32 protein-coding genes are annotated in these 21,609 nt (G+C 55.2%); 31 read left to right on the top strand and 1 reads right to left on the bottom strand.

The genetic code is table 11. The annotated features are described in order from the left end of the window. Positions 1 to 5 precede the first annotated feature (5 nt). From fusA to rplQ, 30 genes are all read left to right on the top strand, one after another. Positions 6 to 2,111, top strand: a complete 2,106-nt coding sequence (fusA, locus tag FPL19_RS16620; RefSeq protein ID WP_150914330.1) for an elongation factor G — start codon at positions 6 to 8, stop codon at positions 2,109 to 2,111. A 35-nt stretch (positions 2,112 to 2,146) separates the two neighbouring features. Then, positions 2,147 to 3,343 (top strand): elongation factor Tu, encoded by a 1,197-nt coding sequence (gene tuf, locus FPL19_RS16625; RefSeq protein ID WP_150914310.1) that lies wholly within the window; start codon positions 2,147 to 2,149, stop codon positions 3,341 to 3,343. Between the two features lie 189 nt (positions 3,344 to 3,532). Further along, complete coding sequence (gene rpsJ / locus FPL19_RS16630; RefSeq protein ID WP_077529290.1) at positions 3,533 to 3,844, top strand: 30S ribosomal protein S10; 312 nt, start codon at positions 3,533 to 3,535, stop codon at positions 3,842 to 3,844. 74 nt (positions 3,845 to 3,918) lie between these two features. Beyond that, positions 3,919 to 4,557 carry a 50S ribosomal protein L3 gene (gene rplC / locus FPL19_RS16635; protein WP_150914332.1) on the top strand — a complete coding sequence of 213 codons (639 nt, stop codon included), beginning with the start codon at positions 3,919 to 3,921 and terminating at the stop codon, positions 4,555 to 4,557. A gap of 11 nt (positions 4,558 to 4,568) precedes the next feature. Continuing rightward, a complete protein-coding gene (gene rplD, locus FPL19_RS16640) occupies positions 4,569 to 5,174 on the top strand; it encodes a 50S ribosomal protein L4 (RefSeq protein ID WP_150914334.1) in 606 nt (201 codons plus the stop codon). Beyond that, positions 5,171 to 5,464: a 50S ribosomal protein L23 gene (rplW, locus tag FPL19_RS16645; RefSeq protein ID WP_150914336.1), complete on the top strand. Its 294-nt coding sequence runs from the start codon at positions 5,171 to 5,173 to the stop codon at positions 5,462 to 5,464. Before rplD ends, rplW begins: the two co-directional genes overlap by 4 nt. 17 nt (positions 5,465 to 5,481) lie before the next feature. Continuing rightward, a complete protein-coding gene (rplB, locus tag FPL19_RS16650; RefSeq protein ID WP_150914338.1) occupies positions 5,482 to 6,309 on the top strand; it encodes a 50S ribosomal protein L2 in 828 nt (275 codons plus the stop codon). Positions 6,310 to 6,332: 23 nt separating this feature from the next. Further along, positions 6,333 to 6,608: a 30S ribosomal protein S19 gene (gene rpsS / locus FPL19_RS16655; protein WP_150914340.1), complete on the top strand. Its 276-nt coding sequence runs from the start codon at positions 6,333 to 6,335 to the stop codon at positions 6,606 to 6,608. Between the two features lie 16 nt (positions 6,609 to 6,624). Further along, positions 6,625 to 6,957: a 50S ribosomal protein L22 gene (gene rplV / locus FPL19_RS16660; protein ID WP_127330394.1), complete on the top strand. Its 333-nt coding sequence runs from the start codon at positions 6,625 to 6,627 to the stop codon at positions 6,955 to 6,957. An 11-nt stretch (positions 6,958 to 6,968) separates the two neighbouring features. After that, a complete protein-coding gene (gene rpsC / locus FPL19_RS16665) occupies positions 6,969 to 7,652 on the top strand; it encodes a 30S ribosomal protein S3 (RefSeq protein ID WP_007154009.1) in 684 nt (227 codons plus the stop codon). A 12-nt stretch (positions 7,653 to 7,664) separates the two neighbouring features. Next, a complete protein-coding gene (rplP, locus tag FPL19_RS16670) occupies positions 7,665 to 8,078 on the top strand; it encodes a 50S ribosomal protein L16 (protein WP_150914342.1) in 414 nt (137 codons plus the stop codon). After that, positions 8,078 to 8,269, top strand: coding sequence for a 50S ribosomal protein L29 (gene rpmC, locus FPL19_RS16675; RefSeq protein WP_007154007.1), 192 nt, complete (start codon positions 8,078 to 8,080; stop codon positions 8,267 to 8,269). Before rplP ends, rpmC begins: the two co-directional genes overlap by 1 nt. A 1-nt stretch (position 8,270) precedes the next feature. Next, positions 8,271 to 8,537 carry a 30S ribosomal protein S17 gene (gene rpsQ / locus FPL19_RS16680; RefSeq protein ID WP_007154006.1) on the top strand — a complete coding sequence of 89 codons (267 nt, stop codon included), beginning with the start codon at positions 8,271 to 8,273 and terminating at the stop codon, positions 8,535 to 8,537. An 18-nt stretch (positions 8,538 to 8,555) separates the two neighbouring features. Continuing rightward, entirely contained in the window at positions 8,556 to 8,924 is a 369-nt protein-coding gene (gene rplN / locus FPL19_RS16685; RefSeq protein WP_008940679.1) for a 50S ribosomal protein L14, read from the top strand. A 16-nt stretch (positions 8,925 to 8,940) separates the two neighbouring features. Then, complete coding sequence (gene rplX / locus FPL19_RS16690; RefSeq protein ID WP_135804367.1) at positions 8,941 to 9,261, top strand: 50S ribosomal protein L24; 321 nt, start codon at positions 8,941 to 8,943, stop codon at positions 9,259 to 9,261. Positions 9,262 to 9,276: 15 nt separating this feature from the next. Next, the gene (gene rplE / locus FPL19_RS16695; protein ID WP_150914344.1) at positions 9,277 to 9,816 is read left to right on the top strand and encodes a 50S ribosomal protein L5; all 540 of its coding nucleotides are present in this window, start codon (positions 9,277 to 9,279) and stop codon (positions 9,814 to 9,816) included. 12 nt (positions 9,817 to 9,828) lie between these two features. Beyond that, entirely contained in the window at positions 9,829 to 10,134 is a 306-nt protein-coding gene (rpsN, locus tag FPL19_RS16700) for a 30S ribosomal protein S14 (RefSeq protein ID WP_150914346.1), read from the top strand. 88 nt (positions 10,135 to 10,222) lie between these two features. Then, a complete protein-coding gene (rpsH, locus tag FPL19_RS16705) occupies positions 10,223 to 10,615 on the top strand; it encodes a 30S ribosomal protein S8 (RefSeq protein WP_150914348.1) in 393 nt (130 codons plus the stop codon). A 9-nt stretch (positions 10,616 to 10,624) separates the two neighbouring features. After that, positions 10,625 to 11,158 (top strand): 50S ribosomal protein L6, encoded by a 534-nt coding sequence (gene rplF / locus FPL19_RS16710; protein WP_150914350.1) that lies wholly within the window; start codon positions 10,625 to 10,627, stop codon positions 11,156 to 11,158. A 9-nt stretch (positions 11,159 to 11,167) separates the two neighbouring features. Beyond that, positions 11,168 to 11,515, top strand: a complete 348-nt coding sequence (gene rplR / locus FPL19_RS16715) for a 50S ribosomal protein L18 (protein ID WP_150914352.1) — start codon at positions 11,168 to 11,170, stop codon at positions 11,513 to 11,515. Positions 11,516 to 11,527: 12 nt separating this feature from the next. After that, positions 11,528 to 12,028, top strand: coding sequence for a 30S ribosomal protein S5 (rpsE, locus tag FPL19_RS16720; protein ID WP_150914354.1), 501 nt, complete (start codon positions 11,528 to 11,530; stop codon positions 12,026 to 12,028). A 4-nt stretch (positions 12,029 to 12,032) separates the two neighbouring features. Further along, positions 12,033 to 12,221: a 50S ribosomal protein L30 gene (gene rpmD / locus FPL19_RS16725; RefSeq protein WP_036134920.1), complete on the top strand. Its 189-nt coding sequence runs from the start codon at positions 12,033 to 12,035 to the stop codon at positions 12,219 to 12,221. Position 12,222: 1 nt separating this feature from the next. Further along, the gene (gene rplO, locus FPL19_RS16730) at positions 12,223 to 12,657 is read left to right on the top strand and encodes a 50S ribosomal protein L15 (protein ID WP_150914356.1); all 435 of its coding nucleotides are present in this window, start codon (positions 12,223 to 12,225) and stop codon (positions 12,655 to 12,657) included. A gap of 17 nt (positions 12,658 to 12,674) precedes the next feature. Then, positions 12,675 to 13,997, top strand: a complete 1,323-nt coding sequence (gene secY / locus FPL19_RS16735) for a preprotein translocase subunit SecY (protein WP_150914357.1) — start codon at positions 12,675 to 12,677, stop codon at positions 13,995 to 13,997. A 29-nt stretch (positions 13,998 to 14,026) separates the two neighbouring features. Continuing rightward, a complete protein-coding gene (rpmJ, locus tag FPL19_RS16740) occupies positions 14,027 to 14,140 on the top strand; it encodes a 50S ribosomal protein L36 (protein WP_008174902.1) in 114 nt (37 codons plus the stop codon). Between the two features lie 141 nt (positions 14,141 to 14,281). After that, positions 14,282 to 14,638, top strand: coding sequence for a 30S ribosomal protein S13 (rpsM, locus tag FPL19_RS16745; RefSeq protein ID WP_150914359.1), 357 nt, complete (start codon positions 14,282 to 14,284; stop codon positions 14,636 to 14,638). A 13-nt stretch (positions 14,639 to 14,651) separates the two neighbouring features. Then, positions 14,652 to 15,041, top strand: coding sequence for a 30S ribosomal protein S11 (gene rpsK, locus FPL19_RS16750; RefSeq protein WP_004580767.1), 390 nt, complete (start codon positions 14,652 to 14,654; stop codon positions 15,039 to 15,041). 18 nt (positions 15,042 to 15,059) lie between these two features. After that, on the top strand, positions 15,060 to 15,680 hold the full coding sequence (rpsD, locus tag FPL19_RS16755; protein WP_150914362.1) for a 30S ribosomal protein S4: 621 nt from the start codon (positions 15,060 to 15,062) through the stop codon (positions 15,678 to 15,680). Between the two features lie 34 nt (positions 15,681 to 15,714). Continuing rightward, the gene (locus FPL19_RS16760) at positions 15,715 to 16,719 is read left to right on the top strand and encodes a DNA-directed RNA polymerase subunit alpha (protein WP_150914364.1); all 1,005 of its coding nucleotides are present in this window, start codon (positions 15,715 to 15,717) and stop codon (positions 16,717 to 16,719) included. A 33-nt stretch (positions 16,720 to 16,752) separates the two neighbouring features. Next, positions 16,753 to 17,151: a 50S ribosomal protein L17 gene (gene rplQ, locus FPL19_RS16765; RefSeq protein WP_150914366.1), complete on the top strand. Its 399-nt coding sequence runs from the start codon at positions 16,753 to 16,755 to the stop codon at positions 17,149 to 17,151. 61 nt (positions 17,152 to 17,212) lie between these two features. Here the strand turns inward: rplQ and uvrA are convergent, their stop codons facing one another. After that, positions 17,213 to 20,047 carry an excinuclease ABC subunit UvrA gene (gene uvrA / locus FPL19_RS16770; protein WP_150914368.1) on the bottom strand — a complete coding sequence of 945 codons (2,835 nt, stop codon included), beginning with the start codon at positions 20,045 to 20,047 and terminating at the stop codon, positions 17,213 to 17,215. Between the two features lie 172 nt (positions 20,048 to 20,219). Between uvrA and FPL19_RS16775 the strand changes: the two genes are divergently transcribed. Further along, the gene (locus FPL19_RS16775; RefSeq protein WP_150914370.1) at positions 20,220 to 21,590 is read left to right on the top strand and encodes an MFS transporter; all 1,371 of its coding nucleotides are present in this window, start codon (positions 20,220 to 20,222) and stop codon (positions 21,588 to 21,590) included. The last annotated feature ends 19 nt before the right edge of the window (positions 21,591 to 21,609 follow it).

The raw sequence follows: 21,609 nt of genomic DNA on the forward strand, positions 1-21,609 counted from the left end.
TTACAGTGGCACGCAAGACTCCGATTAAAAAGTACAGAAATATTGGTATCGTCGCCCACGTTGACGCGGGCAAGACGACCACCACCGAGCGGGTCCTGTTCTACACAGGTATTTCCCACAAAATCGGTGAAGTTCACGACGGTGCTGCGACCATGGACTGGATGGAGCAGGAGCAGGAGCGTGGTATTACCATCACGTCTGCTGCAACGACCTGTTTCTGGCAGGGCATGGACAAGCAGTACCCTGAGCACCGTATCAACATCATCGACACCCCGGGACACGTTGACTTCACCATCGAAGTAGAGCGTTCATTGCGCGTTCTCGACGGTGCAGTGGTTGTGTTCTGTGGTTCCTCAGGTGTTGAGCCGCAGTCAGAAACTGTATGGCGTCAGGCTAACAAGTATGAAGTTCCGCGCATGGTGTTCGTCAACAAGATGGACCGTGCCGGCGCCAACTTCATCCGCGTCGTCGAGCAGATCAAGAAGCGCCTGGGCGCAACTTGTGTACCTGTTCAGTTGCCGATCGGTGCTGAGGACGAGTTCGCAGGGGTTATCGACCTGATTCGTAACAAGGCGATTTACTGGAACGAAGACGACGCCGGTGCTACCTATGACCAGCGCGACGTTCCCGAGAATATGGTTGAGGAAGTCGCCAAGTACCGCGAAGAGATGATGGAAGCGGCCGCCGAAGCGAATGAAGAGCTCATGGAGCGCTACCTCGACGAGGGCGAGCTGAGCATTGAAGACATCAAGAGAGGTCTTCGCCTGCGCACCCTGGCCAACGAGATTGTCGTGGCGACCTGTGGTTCAGCTTTCAAGAATAAAGGTGTTCAAGCGGTTCTGGATGCGGTTATCGAATTCCTTCCTGCCCCGGATGAAGTTAAGGCTATCCGTGGCGAGATTGATGAAGACGGCACCGAAGAGACACGTCAGGCAGATGACGATGCACCTTTTGCCGCCCTGGCATTCAAGATTGCAACGGATCCGTTCGTCGGCACCTTGACCTTCTTCCGGGTTTATTCCGGCAAGCTTGAGTCCGGTAACGCGGTTTACAACTCCGTCAAAGGCAAGAAAGAGCGCGTCGGCCGTATGGTTCAGATGCACTCGAAGGATCGTCAGGAGATCAAAGAGGTTCTTGCTGGCGACATCGCTGCTGCGATCGGTCTGAAGAACGTAACGACCGGTGATACCTTGTGCGACGAGAACCACAAGATCATTCTCGAGCGCATGGAGTTCCCGGATCCGGTTATCTCTGTTGCCGTTGAGCCGAAGTCAAAGGCCGATCAGGAAAAAATGGGCATTGCCCTTGGCAAGCTGGCTCAGGAAGATCCTTCTTTCCAGGTTCGCACGGACGAAGAATCAGGCCAGACCATCATTTCCGGTATGGGTGAGCTTCACTTGGACATCATCGTTGACCGTATGCGTCGCGAGTTCAAAGTAGAAGCCAATATCGGTAAGCCGCAGGTTGCGTACCGTGAGTGCATTCGCAAGCCGGTTGATGTCGAAGGCAAATTCGTACGTCAGTCTGGTGGTCGCGGTCAGTACGGTCACGTCAAGATCAAGCTTGAACCACTGCCGTTGGATGACGAAGATGGCGAAAACTTTATTTTCGTCAACGAAATCGTGGGTGGTGTGGTTCCCAAGGAATACATACCGGCGGTTCAGCAGGGTATTGCTGAGCAGATGAAGAATGGTTGTCTGGCGGGGTACCCGCTGCTGCGGATCAAGGCCACGCTGTACGACGGTTCTTACCACGATGTCGACTCGAACGAGATGGCGTTCAAGGTTGCCGGATCGATGGCTATGAAGAAGGGTGCCCTTGAGGCAAGCCCTGCACTTCTGGAGCCTTTGATGCGCGTCGAGGTTGCCACCCCGGAAGATTACATGGGTGACGTCGTTGGTGACCTTAACCGTCGTCGTGGTCTCGTTCAGGGTATGGAAGATACCCCGGCTGGCAAGACGATTCGTGCAGAAGTTCCGTTGTCGGAGATGTTCGGTTATGCCACCGATCTGCGTTCCGCAACGCAGGGTCGGGCGTCTTATGCGATGGAGTTCTCTCGCTATATGGAAGCTCCTTCGAACATTGCCGAAGCGATCATTAAAAAGGGTTGATCCCCAGGACTTAAGAAACAGGAAGAGGTGTAACCGTGTCTAAAGAAAAATTTGAGCGTAGTAAACCGCACGTAAACGTGGGCACCATTGGTCACGTAGACCATGGTAAGACCACGCTGACAGCCGCCCTGACTCGTGTATGTCACGAGGTGTGGGGCAGTGGTAGCGCCAGCGCATTCGACATGATCGATAACGCGCCGGAAGAGAAGGCTCGTGGTATCACTATCGCGACCTCTCACGTTGAGTACACGTCACCGGAGCGTCATTACGCGCACGTTGACTGCCCGGGCCACGCTGACTATGTGAAGAACATGATCACTGGTGCGGCGCAGATGGACGGCGCGATTCTGGTTTGTTCCGCAGCTGACGGCCCCATGCCGCAGACTCGCGAGCACATCCTGCTGTCTCGTCAGGTAGGCGTTCCTTTCATCGTTGTGTTCCTGAACAAGGCGGACATGGTTGATGATGAAGAGCTGCTTGAGCTGGTTGAGATGGAAGTTCGTGAACTGCTGAGCCAGTACGACTTCCCGGGCGACGACACGCCGATCGTTACCGGTTCCGCGCTGATGGCGCTGGAAGGTAAAGACGACAACGAAATGGGTACCACCGCTGTCAAGAAGCTGGTTGAGGCCCTGGACGCGTACATCCCGGATCCTGAGCGTGCGATTGATCAGCCGTTCCTGATGCCGATCGAGGACGTGTTCTCTATCTCCGGTCGTGGCACCGTGGTAACTGGCCGTGTCGAGCGTGGCGTTATCAAGGTGGGTGAAGAGATTGAGATTGTTGGTATCAAAGATACCGTCAAGACCACCTGCACCGGCGTTGAGATGTTCCGCAAGCTGCTGGACGAAGGTCGTGCAGGCGAGAACGTTGGTGTACTGCTGCGTGGTACCAAGCGTGACGACGTTGAGCGTGGCCAGGTTCTGTGTAAGCCGGGCACTATCAAGCCGCACACCAAGTTTGAGTGTGAAGTGTACGTACTGTCCAAGGAAGAGGGTGGTCGTCATACGCCTTTCTTCAAGGGCTATCGTCCACAGTTCTACTTCCGTACCACCGACGTCACAGGTTCCTGTGAGCTGCCGGAAGGCGTGGAAATGGTAATGCCGGGTGACAACGTCAAGATGAGTGTTACCCTGATCAACCCGATCGCCATGGAAGATGGCCTGCGTTTCGCGATTCGCGAAGGCGGCCGTACCGTTGGTGCCGGTGTGGTCTCAAAGATCATCGAGTAACTCTCGTTCGATCTTGGAAAAAGGGGCTGCAACTCAGCCCCTTTTTCTGTTTCTGTCGCAGAATCTGACCCAGTGGAGTCGCTGCTGATCGCAGTTGACACTGCTGGGTATTATGCATACAATGCGGCTCCTTTTTTTGAAGGTCGGCTAGCGAGCTAGCTGCTACGTACGAGTGGAGTTTGGTGCATCATGCAAAGCCAAAAAATTCGAATTCGGTTGAAGGCGTTTGATTACCGCCTGATCGACCAGTCAACGCAGGAGATCGTCGATACCGCCAAGCGGACCGGCGCCCAAGTGCGTGGACCAATCCCTCTGCCGACGCGGAAGGAAAAGTACACCATCCTGATCTCCCCGCACGTCAACAAGGACGCGCGTGATCAGTATGAAATTCGTACTCACAAGCGTTTGCTCGACATTGTTGAGCCGACGGAAAAGACAGTAGATGCTTTGATGAAGCTGGATCTGGCAGCGGGTGTAGACGTTCAGATCAGCCTCGGCTAACGCGAAGCGTTAGTCTGTGTAACTGTCATAAGGCCATAGAGGGTGAGAGCCCCGTACACACTAAGAGGTGAAACATGGCAATTGGTATTGTCGGTCGCAAGGCCGGTATGACCCGTATTTTTACGGAAGATGGGCAAGCAGTGCCTGTCACGGTAGTTGAGGTTGAACCCAACCGAATTACCCAGCTGAAAACTCTCGAAAGCGATGGCTATCGTGCGGTTCAGGTAACCGTTGGTAAGCGTCGTTCCTCTCGTGTGACCAAAAGCGAAGCGGGCCACTATGCGAAAGCCGGTGTTGAGGCTGGTCGCGGTTTGTGGGAATTCCGGCTCGCTGACGGCGAAGGCGACGAACTGACTGCAGGCGGCGAAATTACAGCCTCCATCTTTGCAGACGGTCAGGTTGTTGATGCTACTGGTCAGTCCAAGGGTAAAGGTTTCCAGGGCGGCGTTAAGCGCTGGAACTTCTCCATGCAGGACGCCACACACGGCAACTCCCTTTCTCATCGTGCTCCGGGTTCCATCGGTCAGAACCAGACTCCGGGTAAGGTATTCAAGGGCAAGAAAATGGCGGGCCAGATGGGCAATGCGCAGGTAACTGTGCAAAACCTTGAGGTTGTCCGCGTAGACGCCGAACGCAACCTTCTGCTGATTCGTGGCGCTGTTCCCGGTGCAACCGGCGGGAACGTTGTCATCAAGCCTGCAGTTAAAGCCTGAGGAGCGGTGCGATGGAATTAACTATTACAGGTAGCGGCAAGGGGATTTCTGTTTCCGACGCTGCATTTGCCAAAGATTTTAACGAGTCGCTGGTTCACCAGGTGGTCACTGCTTATATGGCAGGCGGTCGTCAGGGTACCAAGGCTCAGAAAACGCGCTCTGAAGTGTCCGGCGGTGGTAAGAAGCCGTGGCGTCAGAAAGGCACAGGCCGTGCCCGTGCCGGTACCATCCGCAGCCCGATCTGGCGTGCCGGCGGTGTAACCTTTGCAGCAAAGCCACGCAGCTTTGAGCAGAAGGTTAACCGTAAGATGTACCGCGCCGCGATGCAGTCCATTTTCTCCGAGCTGGTTCGTCAGGAGCGTTTGGTTGTGGTTGACGACATGACTGTCGATACGCCCAAAACCAAGGCCTTCACTGCCAAGCTGAAAGATCTCGGTGTCAGCAATGCGCTGATTCTGTCCGACAGCGTTGAGCAGAACCTGCATCTGGCGTCCCGCAACATTCCTCACGTAGACGTGCGCGATGTTGCCGGCCTGGATCCGGTCAGCCTGGTCGCCTTCGAGAGTGTTGTGGTGACTGTTCCCGCTCTGAAGAAGATTGAGGAGATGCTGGGATGAATCAGGAACGTATTTATCAGGTTCTTCTTGGGCCGCACGTGTCAGAGAAATCTTCTCTGGTTGGTGAGAAAAGCCAAGTGGTTTTCCGGGTTGCGCCTGACGCAACCAAGCCCGAGATCAAGAAAGCCGTTGAGCAGTTGTTCAACGTCACCGTCGAAGGTGTTCAGGTTCTGAACCGTAAGGGTAAGCTTAAGCGTACCGCTCGCGGCTTCGGCAAGCGTAATGATCTTCGCAAGGCTTATGTGCAGCTTGCGGAAGGTCAGGACATCGATTTTCTGGATGTGGAATAAGGTAAAGGGGTCGTAAAATGCCGATCGTCAAAACCAAACCAACATCTGCCGGCCGCCGTCACGTTGTTAAGCTCTTTAACCCTGATCTTCACAAGGGGCGCCCTTACGAGCCGTTGTTGGAAACACTGAGTAAATCGGGTGGTCGTAACCATTTTGGTCGCATCACTACCCGTCACGTTGGTGGTGGTCACAAGAAGCACTACCGAGTTATCGACTTTAAGCGGACCAAAGATGGTATCCCGGCGACAATTGAGCGCCTGGAATACGATCCTAACCGCTCTGCGCACATTGCGCTGATCAAGTATGCCGATGGCGAGCGTCGCTACATTATCGCTCCCAAAGGCATGCAGATCGGTGATCCTGTGCGCTCCGGCATCGACGCGCCGATTAAAGTAGGAAGCACGCTGCCGCTCCGGAATATTCCGGTCGGTTCTGTGATTCACTGCGTCGAAATCAAGCCTGGCAAAGGTGCTCAGCTGGCTCGCTCTGCGGGCGCATCCGTACAGCTGGTTGCTCGGGAAGGTGCTTATGCCACCATCCGCCTGCGCTCAGGTGAAATGCGTAAGGTGCTTGTTGACTGTCGTGCAACGTTGGGCGAAGTGTCCAACAGCGAACACAGCCTCAAGCAGCTTGGCAAAGCGGGTGCATCACGTTGGCGCGGTAAACGTCCAACAGTACGTGGTGTTGCTATGAACCCAGTTGACCACCCACATGGTGGTGGTGAAGGGCGTACCTCTGGCGGGCGTCACCCGGTTACTCCGTGGGGTGTTCCGACCAAAGGACATAAGACTCGTAAGAACAAACGTACTGACAAAATGATAGTACGTCGTCGTTCAGCCAAGTAAACGACTACATAGAGGTAATTGCTGTGCCACGTTCTTTGAAGAAAGGTCCTTTTATAGACCTGCATCTGTTGAAGAAGGTCGAGGCAGCTCTGGAAGCGAACGACAAGCGACCGATCAAGACCTGGTCGCGTCGTTCCACGGTCTTTCCAGAGTTCGTAGGCTTGACCATTGCAGTCCACAACGGCAAGCAGCACGTGCCGGTTTATGTCACCGAAGATATGGTTGGACATAAGCTGGGTGAGTTCGCGGCAACGCGTACTTATCGTGGTCATGCGGCCGACAAGAAAGCTAAACGCTGATTGTGAGGTAATAGAAATGGAAGTAGCAGCCAAGTACAAGGGCGCTCGCCTCTCAGCTCAGAAAGCACGTCTTGTCGCTGACCAAGTACGCGGCAAGGCTGTTGAGGATGCCCTGAATATTCTGACTTTCAGCCCTAAGAAGGCGGCGGTCGTGCTCAAGAAAGCTCTTGAGTCTGCCATTGCCAACGCTGAGCACAACGAAGGTCTGGACGTAGATGATCTGCGGGTTTCCACCGTAATGGTGGATGAGGGTCCGACGCTCAAGCGAATCAAAGCTCGAGCCAAGGGGCGCGCTGACCGAATTTTCAAGCGCACCTGTCATATCACCGTCAAGGTCGCCGACAAGTAGGAGATGCTCAGATGGGTCATAAAGTAAATCCAACCGGCATGCGCCTGGGTGTGATCAAAGAGCACAACTCAGTGTGGTACGCCGAAAAAGCGGAATACGCGAACAACCTGTTGAATGATATTCAGGTTCGTGAATTCCTCGACAAGCGTCTGGTTAAGGCGTCTGTCAGCAAGATTGTGATCGAGCGCCCGGCTCAGAACGCCCGTATCACGATCCATACCGCCCGTCCCGGTATCGTTATCGGTAAGAAGGGTGAGGATGTTGACCGTCTTCGTCGCGAAGTCAGCGACATGATGGGTGTGCCGGTGCACATCAACATCGAAGAAGTCCGCAAGCCGGACCTTGATGCCCGCCTGGTCGCGCAGAACGTTGCCGGTCAGCTGGAGCGTCGCGTTATGTTCCGTCGCGCCATGAAGCGCGCCGTGCAGAACGCCATGCGCCAGGGTGCGAAAGGCATCAAGATTCAGGTCGGCGGTCGTCTCGGGGGTGCTGAAATTGCCCGTTCCGAGTGGTATCGCGAAGGTCGTGTACCGCTGCACACACTGCGTGCAGATATTGATTACTCGACCTACGAAGCGAAAACCACCTACGGCATTATCGGCGTCAAGGTATGGATCTTCAAAGGTGAGATTCTTGGTGGTATGGAGCAGGTCCGTGCTGACAAGAAAGCCTCTGGGAAGAAAGGTTCTAAGTAAAGGGGCACTCTTATGCTGCAACCAAAACGCACCAAATTTCGCAAGGTAATGAAAGGCCGTAACACCGGTCTTGCACACCGCGCTAACAAGGTGAGCTTCGGTGAATACGGATTGAAGGCGACCAGCCGTGGACGTATAACTGCGCGCCAGATTGAGGCAGCGCGTCGTACCATGACTCGCCGCATCAAGCGGGGCGGGAAGATCTGGATCCGGATATTCCCGGACAAGCCGATCTCCAGTAAGCCGCTGGAAGTACGAATGGGTAAAGGTAAGGGTTCTGTCGAGTATTGGGTGGCTGAAATTCAGCCAGGCCGCATGCTCTATGAGATGGAAGGTGTTGCGGAAGATATCGCACGCGAAGCTTTCACTCTGGCGGCGGCGAAACTGCCCGTACAGACCACCTTTGTAACGAGGAAGGTGATGTGATGAAAGCAACAGAGCTGCGTGACAAGTCAGTCGAGGAGCTGAACAAAGAGCTGATCGACCTCCTGAAGGAGCAGTTCAACCTGCGCATGCGCAAGGCGACAGGTCAGCTGAATCAGTCTCACCTTCTTCCGAAGGTGAAGCGCGACATCGCTCGCGTGAAGACAGTTATGAACGAAAAGGCAGGACAGTAACATGACTGAAGCTACCCAAACTGCCAGAACCCTGAGCGGCAAGGTCGTGAGCAACAAGATGGAGAAATCCATCGTGGTTCTGGTTGAGCGCCAGGTGAAACATCCTCTGTACGGTAAGTACATGAAGCGTTCATCCAAGATCCATGCTCACGATGAAAGCAATCAGTGCAACATTGGTGACACCGTTACAATCCAGGAAACCCGTCCGGTCTCCAAGACCAAGAGCTGGGCTCTGGTTGAGGTCACCGAGCGTGCATCCAAGGTGTAATTCGCCCGGAGAACAACCATGATTCAGACTCAAACAATGCTTGAAGTCGCGGACAACAGCGGTGCACGGCAGGTTCAGTGCATCAAGGTCCTGGGCGGTTCACATAGGCGTTATGCCAGCGTTGGGGATATCATCAAGGTAACCGTCAAGGAAGCCATCCCCCGCGGTAAAGTGAAGAAAGGCCAGGTCCTGAAAGCTGTTGTTGTGCGTACTCGTAAAGGCGTGCGTCGTCCAGACGGTTCGCTGATCCGTTTCGACGGAAACGCGGCGGTACTTCTGAACAATCAGGACGCACCTATCGGTACCCGTATCTTCGGACCGGTTACCCGTGAACTGCGAAATGAGAAGTTCATGAAAATTATTTCACTGGCACCCGAAGTACTTTAAGGACCAGAGGCCGGTTATGAAAAAGATCAAACGAGATGACGAAGTCATCGTCACAACGGGTAAAGACCAAGGCAAACGTGGTAAAGTCCTGAAAGTTCAGGACGATGGTCGAGTGCTTGTTTCAGGGATCAATATGATCAAGAAGCACACGAAACCAAACCCGATGCTTGGCACCCAGGGTGGCATCGTCGAGAAAGAAGCACCTATCCAGGCTTCCAACGTGGCTATTTTTAATCCGCAGACCGGCAAAGCCGATCGCGTAGGCTTCCAGATCAAGGAAGACGGCGCCAAGGTGCGGATTTTCAAGTCCACGAAAGAAGTCGTCGATAACCAGTAAGCGGTGGTGGTTACGATGCTTAATATGAAAGAGCAGTACAGTAAGGAAGTGGTACCCGCCCTGCAGAAAGAGTTCAGCTACAAGAACATTATGCAGGTGCCGCGTATCGAGAAGATCACCCTGAACATGGGTGTCGGCGAAGCTGTTGGCGACAAGAAGCTGATCGAAAACGCCGTCGCAGACCTGGAAAAGCTGGCTGGCCAGAAGGCTGTTGTCACGCTTGCCCGGAAGTCCGTGGCGGGTTTCAAGATCCGTGAAGGTTGGCCGATCGGCTGCAAGGTTACCCTGCGCGGTGAGCGCATGTGGGATTTCTTTGATCGTCTGGTTCACATTGCGGTTCCCCGCATTCGTGACTTCCGCGGTCTGAATCCCAAGTCCTTCGATGGTCGTGGTAACTACAGCATGGGCGTGCGTGAGCAGATCATTTTCCCCGAGATCGAGTACGACAGAGTCGACAAGATCCGTGGTCTGGACATCACCATTACCACCACTGCCGGTACCGACGATGAAGGTCGTGAACTGTTGAGAGCGTTCGGCTTTCCGTTCAAGAAATAAGGAACGAGTGTAATGGCTAAGGTTTCCATGAAGAACCGTGAGTTCAAGCGCGAAGAAACGGTTGCGAAGTACGCAGCCAAGCGCGCCGAGCTCAAGGCGATTATCAAAAACCCGAATACCAACGATGATGACCGCTGGGACGCACAGGTGAAGCTGCAAAAGCTGCCTCGCAATGCGTCTCCATCGCGTCTTCGTAATCGTTGCCAGGTGACAGGTCGTCCTCACGGCGTTCTGCGCAAGTTCAAGCTTTCTCGTATTAAGTTGCGTGAAGCTGGCATGCGCGGTGACGTTCCGGGTCTGACCAAAGCAAGCTGGTAAGGCAGGTATCAGGCGATAAGCCCGATACCCGTTGGTAAGCGGTGTAGCGCACCGCTGCACAACTAAAAAGAGCAGGAGTCTCATACCGATGAGTATGCAAGATACGCTTGCGGATATGTTTACACGTATTCGTAACGCACAGATGGCACAAAAGGTCGATGTGGCCATGCCGTCTTCAAAGATGAAGATCTCCGTAGCCCAGGTCCTGAAGGACGAAGGCTATGTGGCAGATTTTTCCGTTTCAGCTGATGCCAAACCCCAGTTGACGATTAATCTCAAGTATTTCGGCGGCAAGCCGGTTATTGAGAAAATCACGCGGGTTAGTCGTCCAAGTCTGCGCCAGTACAAGGGCACAGGGGAGCTGCCGAAGGTTTCCGGTGGTTTGGGAGTCGCGATTGTGTCTACGTCCAAGGGCGTAATGACCGACCGTGCCGCACGTGCCGCCGGCGTGGGTGGCGAAGTCATCTGCACCGTATTTTAGGAGAACATTATGTCCAGGGTTGCCAATAATCCTGTCGTTCTGCCTTCCGGTGTTGAAGTTAAGCTGAACGGACAGGAAATCAATGTGAAGGGCTCCAAAGGTGCGCTTCAGATCAATATCCACCAGGCGGTCGAAGTGAAGCAGGAAGAAAATGTCCTGCGTTTCATCGCTCGCGATGGTGCTAAACAGTCCCGCGCTCTTGCTGGTACGACCCGTGCGCTGGTTAACAACATGGTCACCGGCGTGACGACAGGCTGGGAGCGTAAGCTGGCACTGACGGGCGTAGGCTACCGTGCGCAGGCGCAAGGTAAGAAGCTCAACCTTACACTGGGTTTTTCTCACCCGGTCGAGTATGAGCTGCCCGAGGGGATTACCGCAGAGACTCCGTCCAACACGGAAGTCGTAATCCGCGGTATCGACAAGCAACAGGTTGGCCAGGTCGCTGCTGAAGTCCGCGCGTTCCGTCCGCCCGAGCCTTATAAGGGTAAGGGTGTTCGTTATGCGGATGAGCAGGTCAGACGCAAAGAAGCCAAGAAGAAATAAGGCGGGACTATGAGCGCGAATAACGAAAGATTGCGTCGCGCACGTAAAGTGCGCATGAAAATCCGTAGGTTGGGTACTGACCGTCTGTGCGTTCATCGCACACCGCGTCACATGTATGCTCAGGTTACGACTGCAGACGGCAGCAAAGTAATTGCCGCTGCCTCCACGTTGGATAAGGACCTGCGCCAGGGTGCAACCGGTAACGTGGACGCCGCCAAAAAGGTCGGTCAGCTGATTGCTGAGCGTGCCAAAGCGGCAGGCATCGAAAAGGTCGCATTCGACCGTTCCGGTTACCGTTATCACGGCCGTGTTCAGGCTCTGGCCGATGCAGCCCGTGAAGCTGGCTTGCAATTCTAAGAGGTGGAGAAGATGAGCGTTAACGAACAGAAGGCGCCTGAGCTCCAGGAAAAGCTGGTCCAGGTCAATCGTGTTGCCAAGGTGGTCAAGGGCGGTCGTATCTTCGCTTTTACCGCACTGACAGTCGTTGGTGATGGCAAAGGTCGCGTTGGTTTCGGTCGTGGCAAGGCGCGTGAAGTGCCGGTTGCGATCCAGAAAGCGATGGAAGCTGCACGCAAGAATATGGTTGAGGTTCCGCTGGACGGAACAACTCTGCAATACGCCGTAAAGGCTCAGCATGGCGGCTCCAAGGTCTACATGCAGCCTGCGTCTGAAGGTACCGGCATCATCGCCGGCGGCGCGATGCGCGCCGTACTGGAAGTTGCCGGTGTGCAGAACGTACTGTCCAAGTGTTACGGGTCCACCAACCCGGTGAACGTGGTACGTTCCACCATCAAGGGTCTCCAGGCTACTCAAGCGCCTGAAGATATTGCAGCCAAGCGCGGTAAATCCGTGGAAGAGATTCTGGGTTGAAGTCATGGCGAACGCAAAAACGATTAAAGTAACTCTGACCCGCAGCCCTATCGGCTGTCAGCCCAAGCACAAGTTGTGTGTAAAGGGCTTGGGTCTTCGCAAAATCGGTCACACCGTGGAAGTGGAAGATACACCTTCTGTCCGCGGCATGATCAACCGGGTTAACTACCTGGTTCGGGTAGAGGAGAACTAGGATGCGTCTGAACGAACTTAGTCCGGAACCTGGTTCACGTCCCGATGCCAAGCGCGTCGGTCGTGGTATCGGTAGCGGTCTCGGCAAGACCGGCGGTCGTGGCCACAAGGGTCTGAAAGCCCGTTCAGGGGGCAGTGTTGCACCCGGTTTTGAGGGTGGTCAGCAGCCTTTGGCCCGTCGTCTGCCGAAGTTCGGTTTCACATCGCGCCAGCAGCGCTATGTTGCCGAAATTCGTCTGAACGAACTGGCAAAGGTCGAAGGCGACGTCGCAGACCTGGATGCTCTTAAAAAGGCAGACATTGTTCGTGAAGAGATTCGCGAAGCAAAGGTTATCCTGTCCGGCGAGTTGAGCCGTGCGGTGACCGTCAAAGGTCTTAAAGTGACCAAAGGCGCACGCGAGGCTATTACTGCCGCGGGCGGAAAAGTCGAAGACTAAGGCGAGTCGAGGACTAAATGGCCAAGACAGCATCATTGCCTCCTGGCGGGGGAAAAGGACTATCAGAGCTGAAATCCCGGCTCTGGTTTGTCTTCCTGGCACTGTTGGTGTACCGGATCGGTGCCCATATTCCGGTGCCGGGTATCAATCCTGACCGCCTGGCAGCATTGTTTGAGCAGAACCAGGGCACAATCCTGAGCATGTTCAACATGTTTTCCGGTGGTGCGCTTGAGCGCATGAGTATCTTCGCGCTGGGCATCATGCCTTATATCTCTGCCTCTATTATCATGCAGCTCATGACGGCGGTCAGCCCGACGCTTGAGCAGCTGAAGAAAGAGGGAGAGGCAGGTCGCAGAAAGATCAGCCAGTACACTCGCTACGGCACGGTGATTCTGGCTCTGGTTCAGGGTGCGGGTATTTCCGTAGGGCTGGCGTCTCAGGGCGTCACCTTCAACGACAGCTTCAGCTTTCACTTTGTGGCGGTCGTGTCCTTTGTCAGCGGCGCTGTATTCATGATGTGGCTGGGTGAGCAGATCACAGAGAGAGGTGTCGGTAACGGCATTTCCCTGCTGATCTTTGCCGGTATCGTTGCGGGCCTCCCGGGCGCGATTGGGCAGACTCTGACTCAGGCCAGAAATGGCGAAATGAGCCTGTTGATGGTTCTGGGCATCGCGATTCTGGCCGTTGCTGTTATCGGCTTCGTGGTCTTCATGGAGCGCGGTCAGCGTCGGCTGACGATCAACTATGCCAAACGGCAACAGGGTCGCAGGGTGTTCGCCCAGCAGTCCAGCCATCTTCCGCTGAAGGTTAATATGGCCGGTGTAATCCCGCCCATTTTTGCCTCTTCCATTCTGCTGTTTCCGGCATCGCTTGGGCAGTGGTTTGGCCAGGGAGAGGGCATGGGGTGGCTTAGTGATGTATCCCAGGCTCTGGCGCCCAGTCAGCCCCTGTACATCATTCTGTTCGCCGCAGCCGTTGTGTTCTTCTGCTTCTTCTATACGGCGTTGATGTATAACCCGAAGGAAGTTGCCGATAATCTCAAGCGCTCAGGCGCCTTTATTCCGGGCATCCGTCCGGGCGATCAGACCGCCAAGTATATTGACGGTGTGCTGACTCGCCTGACTCTGTTCGGTGCAATGTACATCGCAGCAGTGTCCCTGTTTCCACAGTTTCTGATGGTTGCAGGAAATGTGCCCTTCTATCTGGGCGGCACCTCACTGCTGATTGTTGTAGTCGTGGTGATGGATTTCATGGCGCAGGTTCAGTCGCACCTGATGTCTCATCAATATGATTCGTTGATGAAGAAATCCAATCTCAAGGGCTATGGTCGGAACGGTTAATCCGTTCCCCTTGAAAACTGGAGTCGACAATGAAAGTACGCGCTTCGGTAAAGAAAATTTGCCGTAACTGCAAAGTAATTCGTCGCAATGGCTCGGTAAGGGTCATCTGCTCGGAGCCTCGTCACAAGCAGCGTCAGGGTTAATCCTTACGGATTCAGCACTGACATTGTAGAGGGTACGAATAATGGCGCTTGACCTCGCATGGGGTCAGGCGCTATTATTTCGCGCCCTTTTATAGTGGCGGAAAATTCACACAGCAAAGCTTTGAACGCGGAGTAATTTGGATGGCACGTATAGCCGGTGTCAATATACCCGATCACAAACATGCTGTTGTTTCCCTGACTTACATTTTTGGAGTCGGCAAGACAGCAGCCCAGAAGCTTTGCGATGCAACCGGTGTAAAGCCGGACGTCAAGGTCAAAGACCTGTCCGACGAGCAGCTTGAATCACTTCGTACTGAAGTGGGCAAACTGGCCGTTGAAGGCGATCTGCGTCGTGAAGTTCAGATGAACATTAAGCGTTTGAAGGATCTCGGTTGCCACCGTGGTCTGCGCCACCGTCATGGGCTTCCAGTCCGTGGCCAGCGCACAAAGACCAACGCACGCACCCGTAAAGGTCCTCGCAAACCTATTCGTAAGTAACAGGTAGGCAAACATGGCAAAGCCAGGTACACGTACCCGTAAAAAGGTGAAAAAGACGGTTGTTGATGGCGTCGCGCACATTCACGCGTCCTTCAACAACACTATCGTGACCATTTCTGACCGTCAGGGCAACGTACTGTCCTGGGCCACCTCTGGTGGTTCTGGTTTCCGTGGGTCACGCAAGAGTACACCTTTTGCTGCGCAGGTAGCAGCTGAAAGAGCCGGTAATGCGGCTGCTGAATACGGCCTTAAAAACCTGGACGTAGAGGTTAAAGGTCCGGGGCCCGGACGTGAATCCGCTGTACGCGCGCTTAACGGCTGCGGGTACAAGATCACCAACATCACTGATGTGACGCCGATTCCCCATAACGGTTGTCGTCCGCCCAAAAAGCGCCGCGTCTAACACAGGAGACAGTGAATTATGGCTCGTTACATAGGCCCGAAGTGCAAGCTGTCTCGTCGTGAAGGGACAGATCTTTTTCTGAAGAGCGGTGTTCGCGCGCTCGATACGAAGTGCAACATCGAGACTCCGCCGGGTATGCACGGCGCGCGTCGCGGTCGTCTGTCCGAATATGGCGTACAGCTTCGTGAAAAACAGAAAGTCCGTCGTATCTACGGCGTTCTGGAAAAGCAATTCCGCAACTATTACAAAGAAGCCGCCCGAGGCAAGGGTGCAACCGGTGAAAACCTGTTGCAGCTGCTCGAGGGTCGTCTTGATAACGTTGTGTACCGCATGGGTTTTGGTTCTACCCGTGCTGAATGCCGTCAGCTCGTTTCGCACAAGGCGATTCTGGTTAACGATAAGCTGGTGAACATTCCGTCTTATCAGGTTAAGCCAGGTGACGTCGTGAGCGTGCGTGAGAAGGCAAAAAACCAGCTTCGCGTTAAAGGCGCGCTGGATCTGTCTTCCAGCCGTGCACCGGTGAGCTGGGTAGAGGTCGACGCCAGCAAGATGTCCGGCGTTTACAGTTCCGTACCAGAGCGTACTGAACTGCCGGCCGACATCAACGAGAACCTCATCGTCGAGCTTTACTCCAAGTAAAGCCGAGTTAGCAACGATAGCAATAGGGGCGTCTATGCAGCGTTCAGTACATGAGTTATTGACACCTCGTACCATTGACGTGAAAGAGTCCAGCGCGATGCGCGCCAAGGTCACGCTGGAGCCTCTGGAAAGAGGCTTTGGCCATACCCTGGGCAGTGCCCTGCGCCGTATTCTTTTGTCCTCAATGCCGGGTTGCGCGATCACCGAAGCACAGATTGACGGTGTTCTGCACGAGTACAGCGCGATCGAGGGTGTCCAGGAGGACGTCATCGAGATTCTTCTGAATCTCAAAGGCGTCGCTGTAAAAATGGGCAGCCGGGACGATGCTGAGGTTACCCTGAGCAAGAAGGGTCCGGGCGTTGTGACCGCTGGCGACATCACGCTTGATCACGATGTGGAGATTACCAACCCGGATCACGTGATTTGTCACCTCAGTGCCAAAGGCGAAATCAACATGCGTCTGAAGGTCTCTCGTGGTCGGGGCTATGAGCCTGCGGATCAGCGCGGTCTTGATGAGGACGAAACCCGTGCCATTGGACGTCTGCAACTGGACGCAACCTTCAGTCCTGTTCGCCGTGTCGCTTATGCAGTAGAAAGCGCCCGTGTCGAGCAGCGCACTGACCTGGACAAGCTGGTTATTGATCTGGAGACCAATGGGACGATCGATCCGGAGGAAGCGATTCGCCGGGCGGCCACCATTCTCCAGCAGCAGCTGGCTGTATTTGTCGATTTCGATCACGAGAAAGAGCCAGAGCGCGTCGAGGAAGAGGAAGAAATTGATCCGATCCTGCTGCGTCCGGTTGATGATCTGGAATTGACAGTTCGTTCAGCGAACTGCTTGAAGGCTGAGAACATTTACTACATCGGCGATCTGATCCAGCGCACAGAAGTTGAGCTGCTGAAGACGCCTAACCTTGGTAAAAAGTCGCTGACCGAGATCAAGGACGTTCTGGCCTCTCGTGGCCTGTCCCTGGGTATGCGTCTTGATAACTGGCCGCCGGCTAGCCTCCGTGGCGACGACCGGGTACTGGGCGGTTAATCGCCGATTAGTTTAAGGTAAGGAATTAGAGCAATGCGTCATCGTAAGAGTGGTCGTAAGTTCAGCAGGACCAGTGCGCATCGTAAAGCCATGTTCCGTAACATGACTTCGTCACTGGTTGAACACGAGCTGATCAAAACTACTTTGCCCAAAGCGAAAGAGCTTCGTCGAGTGGCAGAGCCTTTGATCACGCTGTCAAAGAATGATTCGGTCGCGAACCGTCGTCTGGCGTTTTCACGCCTGCGTGACGATGCAGCCGTTGCCAAGCTTTTCAATGAGCTTGGCCCGCGGTTCAGCGAGCGTCCGGGTGGATATCTCCGTATCCTCAAGTGTGGCTTCCGTGCAGGCGACAATGCCCCAATGGCATACGTCGAAGTAATCGGTCGTCCGCTGGATGTGGAAGTAGAAGAAGTCGAGGAAGGCGAAGAGTAAGCTCTAGCTGGAATCATAAAAAACCGGAGGTCTCGACCTCCGGTTTTTTTATGTCTGATTGTTATTTTTCAAGCAGGGGTTTCAGGTAGTGGCCCGTATGTGAGTCTACATTCTGGGCGACTTCTTCCGGTGTACCTTCTGCGATAATCCGTCCGCCACCGGAGCCACCCTCCGGTCCCAGGTCGACAATCCAGTCTGCGGTCTTGATCACGTCCAGGTTGTGCTCGATAACCACAACGGTGTTGCCGTGTTCGCGCAGCCGCTGCAATACATTCAGTAGCTGCTGGATGTCATAGAAGTGCAGGCCGGTGGTTGGCTCGTCCAGAATATAGAGGGTTTTACCCGTATCCCGCTTTGAAAGCTCCTTGGCCAGTTTCACCCGCTGGGCCTCGCCACCGGACAGGGTGACAGCGCTCTGGCCCAGCCGGATGTAGGACAGCCCTACGTCCATCAGCGTCTGTAATTTTCTCGCCAGAAAGGGGACCGGGTCGAAAAACTCTCGCGCCTCTTCCACGGTCATTTCCAGGACTTCGTGGATGTTCTTGCCTTTGTAGCGGACTTCCAGGGTTTCCCGGTTGTAGCGTCTGGCTTTGCAGACATCGCAGGGCACATAGACGTCGGGCAGGAAGTGCATCTCCACCTTGATCACACCGTCGCCCTGGCAGGCTTCGCAGCGTCCGCCCTTGACGTTGAAGGAGAAGCGCCCGGGCTTGTAGCCCCTTGAACGCGCCTCCTGGGTGCCGGCAAACAGCTCGCGGATGGGGGTGAACAGCCCGGTGTAGGTGGCGGGGTTGGATCTGGGAGTTCGCCCAATCGGGCTTTGATCAATGTCGATCACCTTATCCAGGTTATCCAGTCCCTTCAGAGTCTGGTAGGGGGCATGGCTCAGGCTGGTCGCCTTGTTGAGCTTTGCAGCGCACACCGGGTAGAGGGTGGCGTTGATCAAAGTCGATTTGCCAGAACCGGAAACACCCGTCACGCAGGTCATCACCCCTAAAGGCAGGGTCAATGATACGTTCTGCAGATTGTTCCCCGTGGCGCCGGTCAGTACCAGCTGCTTGCCATTGCCTTTCTCCCGTTTCGCCGGGATGGCAATCTCCTTGGTGCCACAAAGGTATTGTCCGGTCAGGGAGTTTTCGTTGGCAATGATCTGTTCCGGCGTTCCCTGGGCGATGATGTGACCGCCATGAACGCCGGCGCCGGGGCCGATATCAATCACGTGGTCGGCGGCGCGTATGGCATCTTCGTCGTGTTCCACCACAATCACGGTATTGCCCAGGTCCCGCAGGTGGGTGAGGGTCGCCAGCAGTCGGTCATTGTCGCGCTGGTGGAGGCCGATGGAGGGTTCGTCAAGAATGTACATGACGCCTACCAGGCCGGCACCGATCTGACTGGCCAGACGTATACGCTGGGCCTCACCGCCCGACAGGGTGTCGGCACTGCGTTCCAGGGTGAGGTATTCAAGGCCGACGTTAACCAGAAACTGCAGGCGCTGGCGAACTTCCTTGAGGATTTTCTCGGCGATTTCGCCTTTTCTGCCTGGGAGTGCCAGGGTCTGGAAGTAGTCGTGGGCTTCACCCACCGGCAGGTGAGTGAGATCAGAAATATTGTTCTGCTCAATGAAAACGTGCCTCGCACTCTGGCGCAGCCGCGAGCCCCCGCAGGTTTTGCACCACTGCTGGCTAAGGTGACGGGCCAGCTCTTCCCGCATGCTTTGGGAATCGGTCTCCCGATACCGGCGTTCCAGATTCGGCAATATGCCTTCGAACGGATGGGCCTTTTCCATGATGTGGCCGCGGGAATTGACGTAGCGGAACGGTACGTCCTCATCGGTGCCATACAGCAAGGTTTCCCGGAAACCTTCCGGCAGGTCCACCCAGGGGGTATCCATGTCGATACCGAAATGCTCGGCCACGCTGGCCAGCATTTGGAAGTAATAGACCGCACGACGGTCCCAGCCCTTGATTGCACCTTCCGCCAGGGTCGCTTCCGGGTGCTGTACGATCTTCTCCGGGTCGAAAAACTGCTTAACGCCCAGGCCGTCGCAGGTGGGGCAGGCGCCAGCGGGGTTGTTGAAGGAAAACAGTTTGGGTTCAAGTTCACTGAGCGCATAACCGCACTGGGTGCAGGCATAACGGGCAGAAAACGTCTGCTCCTCGCCATCGCCTTTTTTCCCATCCACTTCCATGGGTGCGACCAGCGCGATGCCGTCTGCCAGTCCCAGAGAGGTTTCAAAGCTCTCCGCCAGACGCTGCTCCAGGCCGGCTTTTACCTTGAAGCGGTCGACCACAACGTCAATCTGGTGTTTGCGTTTCTTGTCCAGGGCGGGAACGTCGTCGATATCGTAGACGATGCCGTCCACCCTCAGCCGAATGAAACCCTGGCTTTTCATGGAATCAATGACCTGCTGGTGTTCGCCCTTACGGTCACGGATAACCGGCGCCAGAATCATCAGCTTGCTGCCTTCCTCCATCGCCAGGACCTGGTCAACCATCTGGCTTACGGTTTGCGCTTCCAGTGGCTGGCCGTGATCGGGGCACCTGGGCTCGCCGGCCCTGGCGAACAGAAGCCGTAAATAGTCGTAAATCTCGGTGATGGTGCCGACAGTCGAGCGGGGGTTGTGGGAGGTGCTCTTCTGCTCGATGGAAATCGCTGGCGACAGCCCTTCGATATGGTCCACATCGGGCTTTTCCATCATCGACAGGAATTGCCTTGCGTAGGTCGATAGGGACTCGACATAACGCCGCTGGCCTTCCGCATAAAGAGTATCAAACGCCAGGGAGGACTTTCCGGAGCCGGACAGCCCGGTGATAACGATCAGCTTGTCCCTCGGCATATCCAGGTCAATGTTCTTCAGGTTGTGGGTTCGTGCCCCTCTGATCTGGATATGATCCATAACTCTCCTCGGTCAAGAAAAACGATAAGTATACCGTGTTTGGTGGCCCCGCTGCTAAGGCAAGACCACGATTCCGCAGCAGGTGGAACTGCCCCGAATGCGGTGCTTCTGATACAATACGCGGCCTGATGACGCACGACCCAATCCTGAAACACCCTGAAGAAGGCAAGCCATGAATTCTCTTGAAAGGCGCTCTGTAGCAGCACTGGCATCGGTTTACGCCATGCGCATGCTTGGGCTTTTCATGGTGATGCCAGTGTTTGTGTTGCTCGGCGATGAGCTTGAGGGCGCCACGCCCGCCCTGATCGGCCTGGCCATTGGTATCTATGGTTTGGGGCAGGCGGTCCTGCAGATCCCCTTTGGCATGCTATCTGACCGGTTCGGTCGCAAAAAAATGATCTACATTGGCCTCGCGCTTTTCGCGATGGGCAGCTTGCTGGCCGCATCCGCTGACTCGATATACGTTGTAATCGCCGGTCGGATTCTTCAGGGGGCCGGCGCAATTGCCAGTGTGCTGATGGCGCTGCTCAGTGATCTGACTCGGGAAGAGGAACGCACCAAGGCCATGGCGATGGTGGGCGTCTCGATCGGTGTGTCTTTCTCGCTGTCGCTGGTTCTGGGCCCGCTGCTTGGGTCGGTCTTTGGTCTTGCCGGGATTTTCTATGTCACCGCCGGACTGGCCCTGATTGCCATGCTCATTGTGTCGCGACTGGTGCCAACGCCCCATCAGCACACTACCAGTGCCGACACCCGGCCCGCACGGGAAATGCTCGCCGGGGTTTTGGCTGATCCGCGCCTGTTGCGACTGGATTTCGGCATCTTCGCCCTGCATCTGGTATTGACCGCAGTCTTCCTGATATTCCCCACCCTGTTGCAGGAGCAGTTCGGTTTACCCTCATCCTCCCACTGGTGGTTTTACCTTACGGTCATGGTGACTTCCTTCTTCGCCATGGTTCCGTTCATCATCATTGGTGAGAAAAAACGTCTCATGAAGCCCGTTCTGTGCGGCGCGATTGTCATGCTGACGCTTGCCACAGCGGCGATCGGTTATCTTTCCCAGACGCTGCTCGTGGCCTGGTTTGTGCTGTTCTTCTTTTTCATGGCCTTCAACCTGCTTGAAGCGAGCCTGCCGTCCCTGGTCAGCAAGGAATCGCCGGCGGCCGCGAAGGGCACGGCTATGGGCGTCTACTCAACCTCCCAGTTTATGGGTGCATTTCTGGGTGGTGCCCTGGGCGGTGTTCTACTGGAGCAGGCAGGTTTGCAGGGTGTAATCTGGCTGATGGTTGGCGTTCTTTTGTCGTGGCTACTGGCCGCACTCACCATGTCGGCCCCGGGTCACACGGCCAGTTTCGTGGTACAGTTGCGGCACCAGGCGCCGGCCCGGTTCGACGACATTGATGAAAGCCTTCGGCGGCTGCCGGGCGTGCAGGATGTTGTTATTCTGGAAGAGGCCGACACGGCCTATCTGAAGGTGGACCGTCGCCAGTTTGATGCAATGCGGCTTACAGACTTTCCGTTTGTCCGGCCGCTAAACGAAACGTGAACACAGGTAGCCCGAAGGG

Source organism: Marinobacter halotolerans, assembly GCF_008795985.1.
Classification (GTDB): Bacteria; Pseudomonadota; Gammaproteobacteria; order Pseudomonadales; family Oleiphilaceae; genus Marinobacter; species Marinobacter halotolerans.